Origin of the sequence: Devosia sp. LjRoot16 (assembly GCF_964252795.1) — a bacterium.
In the GTDB taxonomy this organism is placed as follows: domain Bacteria; phylum Pseudomonadota; class Alphaproteobacteria; order Rhizobiales; family Devosiaceae; genus Devosia_A.
Genome location: NZ_CAXUPH020000005.1, coordinates 209,233 through 220,546 on the forward strand (window position 1 = coordinate 209,233; position 11,314 = coordinate 220,546).

The 11,314-nt window shown below is 66.2% G+C and carries 12 protein-coding genes; 7 read left to right on the forward strand and 5 right to left on the reverse strand.

Going from position 1 to position 11,314, the window contains the following annotated elements; all coding sequences use genetic code 11:
* The first annotated feature begins 7 nt into the window (after positions 1 to 7).
* From ACSQ23_RS22375 to ACSQ23_RS22385, 3 genes are read left to right on the forward strand one after another with little or no spacing between them, the layout of a single operon-like run.
* Positions 8 to 613, forward strand: coding sequence for an HdeD family acid-resistance protein (locus ACSQ23_RS22375; RefSeq protein WP_055882646.1), 606 nt, complete (start codon positions 8 to 10; stop codon positions 611 to 613).
* A gap of 13 nt (positions 614 to 626) precedes the next feature.
* On the forward strand, positions 627 to 1,010 hold the full coding sequence (locus tag ACSQ23_RS22380) for an SHOCT domain-containing protein (protein ID WP_055882650.1): 384 nt from the start codon (positions 627 to 629) through the stop codon (positions 1,008 to 1,010).
* Between the two features lie 2 nt (positions 1,011 to 1,012).
* Positions 1,013 to 1,681 (forward strand): exopolysaccharide biosynthesis protein, encoded by a 669-nt coding sequence (locus ACSQ23_RS22385; protein ID WP_055882653.1) that lies wholly within the window; start codon positions 1,013 to 1,015, stop codon positions 1,679 to 1,681.
* Positions 1,682 to 1,845: 164 nt separating this feature from the next.
* Here the strand turns inward: ACSQ23_RS22385 and ACSQ23_RS22390 are convergent, their stop codons facing one another.
* From ACSQ23_RS22390 to ACSQ23_RS22400, 3 genes are read right to left on the reverse strand one after another with little or no spacing between them, the layout of a single operon-like run.
* A complete protein-coding gene (locus ACSQ23_RS22390) occupies positions 1,846 to 2,535 on the reverse strand; it encodes an N-acetylmannosamine-6-phosphate 2-epimerase (protein WP_055882655.1) in 690 nt (229 codons plus the stop codon).
* Positions 2,532 to 4,091 (reverse strand): DUF4127 family protein, encoded by a 1,560-nt coding sequence (locus ACSQ23_RS22395; protein ID WP_055999119.1) that lies wholly within the window; start codon positions 4,089 to 4,091, stop codon positions 2,532 to 2,534. Before ACSQ23_RS22395 ends, ACSQ23_RS22390 begins: the two co-directional genes overlap by 4 nt.
* The gene (locus ACSQ23_RS22400) at positions 4,088 to 4,834 is read right to left on the reverse strand and encodes a GntR family transcriptional regulator (protein ID WP_055882661.1); all 747 of its coding nucleotides are present in this window, start codon (positions 4,832 to 4,834) and stop codon (positions 4,088 to 4,090) included. Before ACSQ23_RS22400 ends, ACSQ23_RS22395 begins: the two co-directional genes overlap by 4 nt.
* A 280-nt stretch (positions 4,835 to 5,114) precedes the next feature.
* Here ACSQ23_RS22400 and ACSQ23_RS22405 point away from each other — a divergent pair, with 280 nt between their 5' ends.
* From ACSQ23_RS22405 to ACSQ23_RS22420, 4 genes are read left to right on the forward strand one after another with little or no spacing between them, the layout of a single operon-like run.
* Entirely contained in the window at positions 5,115 to 6,374 is a 1,260-nt protein-coding gene (locus tag ACSQ23_RS22405; protein WP_055999122.1) for an ABC transporter substrate-binding protein, read from the forward strand.
* 4 nt (positions 6,375 to 6,378) lie between these two features.
* Positions 6,379 to 7,308, forward strand: a complete 930-nt coding sequence (locus tag ACSQ23_RS22410) for a carbohydrate ABC transporter permease (RefSeq protein WP_436091961.1) — start codon at positions 6,379 to 6,381, stop codon at positions 7,306 to 7,308.
* Positions 7,295 to 8,173, forward strand: a complete 879-nt coding sequence (locus tag ACSQ23_RS22415; RefSeq protein ID WP_436091962.1) for a carbohydrate ABC transporter permease — start codon at positions 7,295 to 7,297, stop codon at positions 8,171 to 8,173. The genes ACSQ23_RS22410 and ACSQ23_RS22415 overlap by 14 nt, the downstream gene beginning before the upstream one ends.
* Positions 8,170 to 9,090, forward strand: coding sequence for an ROK family protein (locus ACSQ23_RS22420; protein WP_436091963.1), 921 nt, complete (start codon positions 8,170 to 8,172; stop codon positions 9,088 to 9,090). The genes ACSQ23_RS22415 and ACSQ23_RS22420 overlap by 4 nt, the downstream gene beginning before the upstream one ends.
* A gap of 149 nt (positions 9,091 to 9,239) precedes the next feature.
* Here ACSQ23_RS22420 and ACSQ23_RS22425 read toward each other — a convergent pair whose 3' ends face one another.
* Both ACSQ23_RS22425 and ACSQ23_RS22430 read right to left on the reverse strand, forming a co-directional pair.
* Positions 9,240 to 10,010 carry an enoyl-CoA hydratase/isomerase family protein gene (locus ACSQ23_RS22425; RefSeq protein WP_055999128.1) on the reverse strand — a complete coding sequence of 257 codons (771 nt, stop codon included), beginning with the start codon at positions 10,008 to 10,010 and terminating at the stop codon, positions 9,240 to 9,242.
* Complete coding sequence (locus tag ACSQ23_RS22430) at positions 10,007 to 11,200, reverse strand: CaiB/BaiF CoA transferase family protein (protein ID WP_436091964.1); 1,194 nt, start codon at positions 11,198 to 11,200, stop codon at positions 10,007 to 10,009. The genes ACSQ23_RS22425 and ACSQ23_RS22430 overlap by 4 nt, the downstream gene beginning before the upstream one ends.
* Positions 11,201 to 11,314 lie beyond the last annotated feature (114 nt).

Here is an 11,314-nt window from a genome sequence, read left to right on the forward strand (position 1 = left end):
GGCCGAGATGGAGAGCATCACGCTCGAGCAGGCAGCCGAAGCGTATCGCACAGCGATGCACCAGGCGGTGCGCAAATACGCGCTGGTCTACATCGCCGAAGCGATACTGCTGATCGTCGCCGGGCTCCTCGCCATGCTCTATCCGCTGCTGAGCGGCGCGGCGATTGCGGTGCCGCTCGGCTGGCTGCTGATCGCCACCGCGGCGCTGCAGGGGGTCGCGCTGTTCGGCACGAGGCAGATGCCGCATTCGAGCCTGCAGCTGTTGTCGATCGTCATTGCGCTGCTGGTCGGCATCCTGCTGCTGCGCAACCCGGCCCAGGCGCGCGAGGTGATCACCATGCTGGTGATCGTCTATCTGATGGTGCAGGGCGTGGCGCGGCTGACCTTCGGCTTCACCATCCGGCCGTTCGAGAACTGGTTGTGGGTGGTGCTCAGCGGTGTCCTGGGAGTTGCCCTGTCGCTGCTGCTGATCGCCAGCCTGCCGGAGCCGCCGGTCTGGGTGATCGCATTGTTCGTGGGGCTGGAATTGATTGGGGAAGGAGGCGCCATGCTGGCGCTCGCCTGGAAAGTCGTCGTGCCGCGGGGCGCTCAACCCGCACCCCCTTCACCCTGAACTGGAGATAGAGATGACCTCGAACTTCTGGGAATTCCTGTGGCTGATCGCCATCAGCTTCTTCCTTCTGTCCTACCTGATGGTGCTGGTGCGCATCGTGGTCGATGTGTTCCGCGACAATTCCATGGGCGGCTTTGCCAAGGCGCTGTGGATCATTGCGCTCTTGCTGGTGCCGCTGCTGACGGCGCTGGTCTACATCATCGCGCGCGGCCAGGGCATGGCGCAGCGGCAGCTGGCCGATGAGCGGAAATTCAAGTCGCAGACCGACGCTTATATCCGCGAAGTGGCGCAGGCGACGCCGGCCGACCAGATCGCCCGGGCAAAAACGCTGCTGCACGAGGGCGCGATCACCGAAGCCGAGTATGCCGAGATCAAGGCGGCGGCGCTGGCGCACTGACGGTGATCGAAACGACACCAGGGGCGGAGGACACCTCCGCCCTGCCGCCCGACAGCGAGAACGATCCGATCCAGGCGACACTCGCCGAGATGATCGCCAAGCTGCGAAAGGTGGCGGAAGAGCCGGATGCGCGGTTGACCTGCAATGGGCTGATCGAGCTGATCGGCATCCACTCGCATGCGCTGGCGCTGCTGGTGTTCGCGCTGCTCAACCTGTTGCCCGGGCCGCCCGGCTACAATTTCGTCGTCTCGCTGGTGATCCTGGCATTCGCCATCCTGATGCTGTTCCATCGGCCGATCCACCTGTGGCGGTGGGTCGGCGAGCGGCGGCTGCCGCTGAAGCCGCTGATGAAGCTCATGGACATTTTGGCGCGGATTGCCGAGGGGCTGACCCGGGTCTCGTCGCCGCGGCTGTTCGCGCTGTCGAGCCGGCCCGCCCTGCCGCTGCTCGGGCTGTTCAACATCGGCATGGCGCTGGTGATGCTGCCGCCGATCCCGTTCTGCAACATGCTGCCCTCGCTGGCGGTGGCGATGATCAGCGCCGGCATCCTCAACCGCGACGGGCTGCTGATCCTCAGCGGGGTGCTGGTCGGGGTGCTGGGGGTGATCGCGGTGCTGATCGCGATCTTCGCGATCATCGCGGTGCTGTGGGCGATCGATACGGTGGTTTAGGGGGCCGGTGTGCTTGGCGCCCCTCACCCCGGCCCTCTCCCCCGGGAGCGCAATTGCGCCCCTAGGAGGGGCGAGGGGGCGTTGTGGCACTGGCGGTTCAACTCGCGCCCCCTCGCCCCTCTGGGGAGAGGGCCGGGGTGAGGGGGCCAAGCGCGCTGAGCTAGCTACCGACCCGGGATCGCCGCCACCAGCCGTTCGGTGATGATATCCGGAGCGGTGATGGCCGAGCCGCAGACTACGGCGAAGGCGCCGCGTTCGAACGAGGCGGCGACGTGCTCGGGGGTCCAGATGCCGCCTTCGACCACCAGCGGCACGTCGAGTGCCGCGACGATCTCGGACACCAGATCGAATGGCGGGCGGGCCACGCCCTCGGTCAGCGCGGTGTGGCCGACCATAGTGGTGGCGATGAGGTCGGCGCCTTCGGCGGCGGCCTGCCGCGCTTCGTCGAGGGTCGCGATATCGGCCATCACCAGTCTGCCGAGGCGGTGGGTGGTGGCGGCGATTTCGGCAAAGCTCTCGCCCGGCCGGGTGCCCGATGTGGCCTGGATAGCGACGATATCGGCGCCGGCGGCTGAGAGGGCCTCGGCGTCGGCGCTGGAGGTGGTGATGTAGTTGTCGAAGCCTTCGCGGGTGTCCTTGACGATGCCGATGATCGGCAGGCTGGTGCGCGGCCGCAGCAAGCCGACGACATCGGCGCCGTTGAGGCGGAAGCCGCCGGCGCCACCGAGTTCGGCCGCTTCGGCAAGCAGCGCCAGGATATCGGGGCGCTGGCGCAGCGGGCTTTTCGGGTTCATCGCCTGCGAGGAAACGATCAGCTGGCGCTCGAGGCGCTTGAGCAGAGTAGGGCCAGTCACGAGAGATCCCCGGCGATGGTGAAGTCGACTTCGAAGCTGCGGTGCCAGGGGAAGCGGACGGCGGTGATGCCGAGGTCGTCCCGCCCGGTGAGGCGCTTCAGGGTGGCGTCGAGGCCGGCGCCGATTGCGGTCTCGGCTGCCACCTCCTCAGTTCGGTCGGGAAAGCTGTAGACACCGGCGTTCAGCGGCCGGCGCGCCTCGGTCATGTAGGCGAAATCCTCGATCAGTCGGTGCAGCAGCACGCGACGGGCGGCGGCGGCATCGAAGGTGCCGGCGGCGCGGCCGATCTGGATTGCCGTGGCAGCGGCGACCACTGAGCCGAGCGCATTGCCGGCGGTATTCCAGCCGCCATAGGCGACGAGCTCAAGCAGGATGCCGCGGCGGTGCAGCTCCTCGATCAGCAGCGGATCGGCGCCGTTGGAATAGCGGAGGTCAGCAAGCGCCACCTCGCGGCCGGCGGCCAGCAAGCGGGCGATGAGGTCGGCGGTCTTCTTGGCCTCGACCGCGTCGTCGTCATCGAAGATCGACTGGGTGCCGTCATGTCCGGCGCCGGACCTCTCGACCACCATGCCGCAATGGTCGCGGCGCTTCGGGTCGGGGGCATGCACGACGAGGGCCATGGCCTCGGGGTCGGTGACGGTCACCGAGCCGCTGGCGCGGAGCTGGCGGTCGACCGCCTCGTGCATCGGGCTGTTCTCGTATTTGGCGATACGCTGCATGCCCGGCGGATCGGCGCATTCGACGGTGAAGCGCGGGGCGACGCCGAAGCGGGCGCCGAGCTGGCGCGCCACCAGTACCGCGGCCACCTCGTCGGCGCCGGGATACATCAGCACTTCGCCTGATATGGGGAGGACGTGGCTCCACTGCTTCAGCCACACCTGCTCGGCTGAGCCGGCCGAGTGTTCGGCGGTATCGTCGGCGGTGATCAGCAGCGGATCGATGACGCCTTCGGAGGCCAGCGCGATGGCTTCGAGATTGACGTGATGGTTGCGCAGCCGCCGGCGCTCGAAATCGGCGACGATCTCACCGGGGAGCGCAGCGCGAAGCGCGACGAGCGCCTCGGCATTGCCGGCATGGCTGGCGCCGAGGGTTTCGAGCAGGTCGCGGTGGTGCAGCGCGCCGAGCTGGTGCAATTCCATGCCGTGCCGGGCCCAGTAATCGGGCTCTTCCTGCGGGTTGTAGGAGTTGGAGGCGCGCATCACCAGCGACACGGCGCAGAGCGGCAGCGCCGGGTGCACGGCGTGGAGGCGGCGCAGCACGTCGAGGCGGGTGAGGGCGCTGAGCGTCGTATCGGCGGTGGTGCGGGCGGCGATCAGGCCGCCATAGCAGAGCATATCGAGCGAGGCGATCACCGCGTCGGTCGAGGGCGCCGTGCGCTCGAGCCAGCGGCCGAGGCCGTCGGCATCGCCGGGCTGGCGGAGTTGAGGCAACAGTTCGGCCGGCGGCAGCACCAGGGTGGCGCCGGCTATGGCGGCGATACCGGCGGGCAGGCCGATATTGACCGGGCGCTCATCGAGGGGAAGGAAGGCGAGGGAAAGGGCACGTGTGGACGTCAATTCGTATTGTCTCTGCTCGTGCGGAAAATGACGAAATCGTAGGAGTAGCGGTCGGCGCGATAGACGCTTTCGGCATATTCGATGCGCTGATTCTTGGCATCGTAAGCGACGCGCAGCACCTTGAAGGCCGGCGAGAACTCGGGGACGCCGAGCAGCTTGGCCAAGGGCGGATCGAGCACCGTGGCGTGGATCGACTGCTCGGCCTTCTCGATCTTCAGGTGATAGGTCTCGGTGAGCATCTGGTAGAGCGAACCGGTGATGCCGCGCGCCGCGAGGCCGGGCGCGAGCTTGGCCGGAACATAAGTGTTCTCGATGCACATCGGCTCGCCATCGGCGGTGCGGACGCGCGAGATATGGGCGACCAGATCACGCGGGCTGAGCGCCAGCCGGGCGCCGATCTCGGCGCCGGCGGGGATTTCTTCCACCACCGTATCGAGCGAGCCGGGAACGAGCCCGCGGGCCCGCATGTCCTGGGTGAATGAGGTCAGTTCCACTGATTTGGCGATGCGCGGCTCGGAGACGAAGGTGCCGGCCCCCTGGGTGCGGTAGACGCGGCCCTCATAGCCCAATTGATCGAGGGCGCGCCTTACGGTCAGGCGGGTGACGCCGAAGGTTTCGGCGAGATCACGCTCGGTGGGGAGCTTTTCATGCGGCTTCAGCTCGCCCTCGATGAGGCCGAGCAGATAGCTCCGCAACTGGGCGCCCTTGGTGCCCGTGCGACCGTTTCCGGCGGTCTCAGCCATGATCGGATTCCCTCCCACTGGAGCACGATTGCGCTTCGTTGAATCGCACTCCTGCTCCAAGTCCTTGTTTTTCGCGAGATCGAACCGGAAAGGCTTGCAACCTTTCCTGATCTCGCTTTGGCGCACATCAAAGCACAATTCGTCGTTGCCGGGCAAGTGAGTGGTATACTCCAATTGCACCAATATCCGCCTGTTCTATGCAGAATGTGACGCCATGTTGACGCGCTTCGAAAAATTGGGCTACACCATTTGACGGCATGTAGCCAAGGGAGAATTCAGGATGGAGCGGAAAGCTCAAGCTGGTGCGGCGCATGCCGCGATGTCGACGGCGCTGGGCGCGGTCATGCTGCTGGGTGGGGCGCTCGGCGCTTCCGCGCAGGACAAGACCGAGGTCACCTTCTCGTATCTGTGGGGCGGCGCGGAGGGCGCGGCGCTCGAGCAGATCATCACCGATTTCAACGCCAGCCAGGACAAGATCGTGGTCAAGGGCGTGTCGAGCCCCGACATGACCAAACAGCTGGCGTCGATGTCGAGCGCCAAGGGCGCCTTCGACATCTCGGACAATTTTGCCTCCAACATCGCCTCGTGGGCGAACCAGGGCATTCTGCTGCCGCTCGACGAGTTCGGTCTCGATACCGCCGATTTCCCCGAGAGCGCCATGAAGCAGCTGGTGGTCGACGGCGTGCTCTACTCGGTGCCGATCGCCACCCACAATTTCCAGCTGGTCTATAACAAGAAGCTGCTCGATGAAGCCGGCGTCACCCCGCCGACCTCGATGGCCGAGCTCGCCGACGCCATCAAGAAGCTGACCAAGGTGGATGCCGAGGGCAACGTCACCCAGCTCGGCCTCGGGCTCACCGACATCTCGGCCGGCCTCAAGACGCTGGGCTACGCGCATGGCGGCGACTGGAACCGCGACGGCAAGCCGACCCCGACCGATCCGGGGTTCGTCGAGGGCGTGCAGTTCTACTTCGACAACGTGGTGGCGCCGGTGACTCCTGCGTCCTACAACAAGTTCGTCGCTGGCTTCGGCCCCTATATGTCGGACCAGGACTCGTTCAAGCAGGGCAAGATTGCCATGGTGTTTGAGGGCGAGTGGCGCGCCAAGTTCAATACCGAAGCCGGTATGGATTGGGGCGTGGTGCAGGTGCCGGGCAAGACCCCCGAGCTCAACGGCTCGACCTGGGCTGATGTGTCGACGATCTTCATCCCGACCAACACCCAGAACAAGGAAGCCGCGGGCGAGTTCCTGAAATACCTGATCAGCCCGCCGGCGATGGAAAAGTTCAGCCACGTGCTGGCGAACCTGCCGGGCCGCCTGTCGCTGGTCGACAGCGCCACCTATGACGACCTGCCGAACTTCAAGGTCTGGCTCGACGCGCTGAAGAACCCAAACACGCACGGCCTGCCGCCGGCGCTGTACATGGCCGAATACAATGCCGACCTCGCGTCCGCATTCGACTCGGTGCTGCAGGGCGCCCAGACTGCCGAAGCGGCGCTCCAGGGCGTTGCCGATCGTACCGGCTCGTACTCGCAGTAAGCTGTTGCAGAGCGCGCGTCCGACACCGAGCGAACCGACAGGCCGGGCCCTTCTCAAGGGCCTGGCCTTCGCCTCGCCGTTTATCATCGGCTTCCTGGTGCTCTACCTGTGGCCGATCCTCGCCTCGGGCTATTACAGCCTCACCGATTTCAGCCTGTTCAAGGCGCCCAAATGGGTCGGGCTGGCCAACTACGAGCGTATGATCTCGGACGCCAAGTTCTGGAAGAGCCTCTACAACACGCTGTTCTTCACCTTTGTCGGCGTGCCGGTGGATATCGCGATCTCGATCGCCGGCGCCCACATCCTCAACCAGAAGCTGAAGGGCCAGGCGCTGTGGCGGGCGCTGGTCTACCTGCCCTCGATCGTGCCGGCAGTGGCGGCGGGCTTTCTGTGGCGCTGGCTGCTCAACGCCCAGTACGGCTTCGTCAACGAGATCCTGCGCTGGTTCCGCATCCCGCAGCCGAACTGGCTGCTCGACGCCAGCTGGGGCGGTATCTCGGTGATCGTCCTGATGCTGTGGACGGTGGGCGGCACCATGCTGATCTACCTCGCGGCGCTGAAGAACGTGCCGCAGGAGCTCTACGAGGCCGCCGAGCTCGACGGGGCCGGGCCGCTGCGCCGCTTCTGGCACATCACCTGGCCGATGATCTCGCCGGTGACGCTGTTCCAGGTGATCGTGCTGATCATCGCGTTCCTCCAGGTGTTCACCCAGCCGTTCGTCTTGTCGAAGGATCCGGGGCTCGGCACGCAGACCGCGACCGGGCCGGGCGACTCGATGCTGAGCTACTCGATCTACCTGTTCCAGAACGGCTTCACTTTCCTCAAGATGGGCTACGCTTCGGCGATGGCCTGGGTGCTGCTGTTCGTGACGCTGGCCATCACCTTGCTGATCCTGTGGTCGGCCAAGAAGTGGGTGTTCTATGACAACCGCTGAGTTTCAGGGCACAGCGCTCGGCGAGCGCGTGCCGGTCGGCGGCCGCTTCGGCTGGCTGATGACCATCTACCGCTACGCTCTGGTGATCCTCCTCGCCCTGGTGTTCGTCTTCCCGTTCATCGTCATGCTGACGACGGCGTTCAAGGTCTCGGACGAGATCTTCATGGCGCCGCCCGAGCTGTTGCCACGCAGCTGGACCCTCGACCATTTCGTCGGGGCGCTGACGCAGATCCCGTTCTTCCGGTTCCTGCTCAATACGGTGGTGATCGCGGGCCTCAGCGTCCTCGGCACCGTGCTGGTGTCGCCGCTGGTCGCCTACTCGCTGAGTAAGCTGCGCTGGAAGGGGCGGAACCTGCTCTTCATCATGGTGCTCGCCACCATGATGCTGCCGCCGCAGGTGACGCTGATCCCGATCTACATGATGTGGAACAAGGTCGGCGCCACTGGCACCATCCTGCCGCTCATTGTTCCGGCCTTCCTCGGCACGCCGTTCTTCATCTTCCTGATCCGGCAGTTCCTGCTGAGCGTGCCGGACGAGCTGATCGAAGCGGCCAAGGTCGATGGCGCCTCGGAGTTCCGCATCTACTGGTCGATCGTGCTGCCGATCGCTCGCCCGGCGCTGATCACCTCGGCGGTTTTCCAGTTCGTCTGGGCGTGGACGGATTTCCTCTATCCGCTGATCTACCTCAATGACGAGGAGAGCTACACGCTCTCCATCGGGCTCTACTCGTTCCTCGGCGAGCACGGGGTGCAATGGGGGCCGCTGATGGCATCCTGCGTGCTGTTCACCCTGCCGGCCTTCCTGATCTTCCTGGTGTTCCAGCGCTACTTCATCGGCGGCATCGCCACGGGTGCGCTGAAGTGAGCGAGGTTGCCCTCGCCGTCGATATCGGCGGCACCAAGATCCTGGTCGGCTTGGTCGATGCGGCGGGCACTATCGTCATGAGCCGGCAGGTCGCGACGCCGGCCCGCGACGGGGCGGAGGCGATCATCGCCGCTGTCGCTGCGCTGGCGAAAGACGTCCTCTTGGGCGCACCATCGCCGGTCGGCCGCTGTGGCGTCGGCACGGCCGGCGTCGTCGGCGAACATGGCGAGATCACCTCGGCGACCGATCATTTGAGCGGCTGGGCCGGCACGCAGTTGCAGCAGCGGCTCATCGAAGAGCTCGGTATGCCGGTGATGGTGCTCAACGATGTGCAGGCGTCAGGGCTCTGCGAGGGCGTGCTCGGCGCCGCCAGCGGCAAGCGCTCGGCGCTGATCGTCGCCTTGGGAACTGGCGTCGGCGGTTCGCTGGTGCGCAATGGCCAGGTCGAGCGCGGCGCCTATGGCATTGCCGGCAGCGTCGGACACCACCTGTCGCCGCTGCGGCAGGGCCGGCCGTGTCCCTGCGGTGGCACCGACCACCTCGAAGCCTATGCCAGCGGCACGGCGATGGAGATCGAATACGCGCGGCGGACCGGGCACGAGCGGAACCTCCGCGAGATCGCGGCGCTGGCCGAGACCGACGATGCCGAGGCCCAGGCGGTGATCGCCGAGGCGGCGGAGGTGCTGGGCGCGGTGCTGGGCAGCGCCAATAATGTGGTCGATGCCGAGATCATCGTGGTGGCCGGCGGCGTCTTGGCACTAGGCGACCGGCTGCTGCAGCCGGCCCGCGCCGCGGCGCGACGTGAAGCGCTGGGGCTGTCGAAGGCTGTGGAGATTGTGCCGGCAAAGTTCGGGCCGACGGCGTGTTTGATCGGCGCGGCGCTGGCGGCGTTTGGGACGGCTTCGGTCGCGCCTTAGTCTCCGGCCTTACCACCCACTCGATGTCATCCCAGCGAAAGCTGGGACCCAACTCACCGCTCGCGCCGGCGGATAGATGGGTCCCAGCTTTCGCTGGGATGACACGCGGTGGAGATGGCGAGTGGGTGCCCGAAGGGCTCGAAGATCACCTACCGCCGCTTGAACACCGGCGCGCGCTTCTCCCTGAACGCCGCCCGGCCTTCGCTCGCATCTTCGGTGGCAAAGCAGATCGCCTGCAGGTCGCGCTCGTAGTTGATGGCGTTGGCGATCGACTGTTCCCAGGCGGCGCGGAGGTTCAGCTTCGCCGTCTCGGCGGCAATCGGGGCGCGCGAGGCGATGGTGGCGGCGAGGCGCTTGGCTTCGGCCAATAGCTCGGTGCGCGGCACGATGCGGGAGACGAGCCCCCAGCGCTCGGCGGTCGCGGCATCGATCGGATCGCCGGTCATGATCATCAGCGCCGCATTGGACGGACCCACCGCATGGGCGAGGTTCACCGCCATGCCGCCGCCGCCGATCCAGCCGAGCTTGATCTCCGGCGCCGCGAAGCTGGCATTGTCCGAGGCGATGCGGATGTCGCAGGCCATGGCGGTTTCGAGCCCGCCGCCGAAGGCATAGCCGTTCACCGCGGCAATCGAAGGTTTCAGCAGCGCTCGGATGGCGTCGCAATAGTCGGGCCGGTTGCGGAAATTCCAGGCGCTGTCGTAGTCGTCGAGGGTGCGGATGTCGGAGCCGGCGGAAAACGCCTTCTCGCCGGCTCCCGTCAGGACCACTGCCCGGATGGCGTCGTCGCCATTGAACTCGGTGACTGCGGCAACCAGCGCCGCCGCCATTTCCGGCGTCATGGCGTTGAGCTTTTCCGGCCGGTTGATGGTGATGATGCCGACGAAGCCGTCGCGCTCGACGAGGATGTTGTCGCTCATATCTCGTTCTCCGCCACTGTGCCTTTGGCCAGCAATTGTTCGATCGCTGCGTCGTCGAACCCGGCTTCGCGCAGCACGTCGCGGCTGTGCTGGCCGACCACCGGGGCGCCGCGCTCGACTGTCGATGGGGTTTTCGAGAACCGGATCGGGAAGCCCGGGGTTTTTACGTGACCCTCGGTCGGGTGGTCGTACTCGACGAAGGTGCCGTTGTGCTTGATCTGCTCATCCTCGACCAGGTCGGCATAGCCATAGACCGGGCCGCACCAGATATCGGCAGCGCGCAGCAGTTCCAGCCATTCGGCGGTGGTCTTGGTCTTCAGCCGGTCGCGGGTCTTCGAAAAGATCTCGTCGCGCTTCGTCCAGGTGTCGACCTCGTCGTCCATCGTAAGGAAGCTCGGCTCGCCGATGGTCTGGCCGAGATTGGCGAGCTTGGGGAAGGCAACGATGATGAAGCCATCGGAGGTGGCGAAGGCGCCATAGGGGGCGCGGATGTAGACATGGGCATGCGGCTCGGCGGAGCGCACCTGCGGCTTCTTGCCGACGGTGAACACCGAGAGTTCCTGCATCTGGATCGTGGTGATGGCGTCGAGCATGTTCACCTGCACCAGCTGGCCCTCGCCGGTGCGCTCGCGATGCAGCAGCGCCGCTAGGGCGCCCTCGAAGGCAGTGTAGGCGGTGATGCCGTCGACCAGGTATTGGCCCGCCGCATTGGGCGGCTCGCCCTCGCGGCCGGCCGACAGCATGGCGCCGGACATGCCCTGCAGCACCAGGTCCTGGCCGGGGCGGTTGAGATAGGGGCCGTCCTCGCCGTAGCCGGAGATCGACACATAGACGAGGCGCGGATTGATCTTCGACAGCGTCTCGTAGTCGACCCCGAGGCGCTTGGCGACGCCCGGCCGGTAGTTCTGCAGGAATACGTCGGCGGTCTTCACCAGCTCGAGCAGCACGGCTTTGCCGTCGGGATCTTTCAAATCGACGGCCAGCGAGCGCTTGTTGCGGTTGAGCGACAGGAACGAGACGTTGACCTTGTTGCCGCGCGCCCCGCCCGCCGCGGTGTGGCGCTGCCACTCGCCGGTCACCGGCTCGACCTTCACCACATCGGCGCCGAGATCCCCCAGCCGCTGCGCCGCGAAGGGCCCGGCCATGGCGATGGAGCAATCGAGAACGCGGTAGCCGGAGAGGATGCCCATGGGTCAGTGCCTTGTACGTTGAATCTGCTGGTGCATGTCGTTGGGTATGAGCGCGCGGCGCACCCCCTCCCAACCTCCCCCGTCGAGGGGGAGGTGCTGTTCCGTGCTTGAAGC

Bases quoted from the DNA above. Each gene is read 5' to 3' on its own strand.
- ACSQ23_RS22375 (WP_055882646.1), top strand. From the start codon at position 8: ATGGAGAGCATCACGCTCGAGCAGGCAGCCGAAGCGTATCGCACAGCG.
- ACSQ23_RS22405 (WP_055999122.1), top strand. From the start codon at position 5,115: ATGGAGCGGAAAGCTCAAGCTGGTGCGGCGCATGCCGCGATGTCGACG.
- ACSQ23_RS22430 (WP_436091964.1), bottom strand. From the start codon at position 11,200: ATGGGCATCCTCTCCGGCTACCGCGTTCTCGATTGCTCCATCGCCATG.
- ACSQ23_RS22425 (WP_055999128.1), bottom strand. From the start codon at position 10,010: ATGAGCGACAACATCCTCGTCGAGCGCGACGGCTTCGTCGGCATCATC.
- ACSQ23_RS22380 (WP_055882650.1), top strand. From the start codon at position 627: ATGACCTCGAACTTCTGGGAATTCCTGTGGCTGATCGCCATCAGCTTC.
- ACSQ23_RS22415 (WP_436091962.1), top strand. From the start codon at position 7,295: ATGACAACCGCTGAGTTTCAGGGCACAGCGCTCGGCGAGCGCGTGCCG.
- ACSQ23_RS22400 (WP_055882661.1), bottom strand. From the start codon at position 4,834: ATGGCTGAGACCGCCGGAAACGGTCGCACGGGCACCAAGGGCGCCCAG.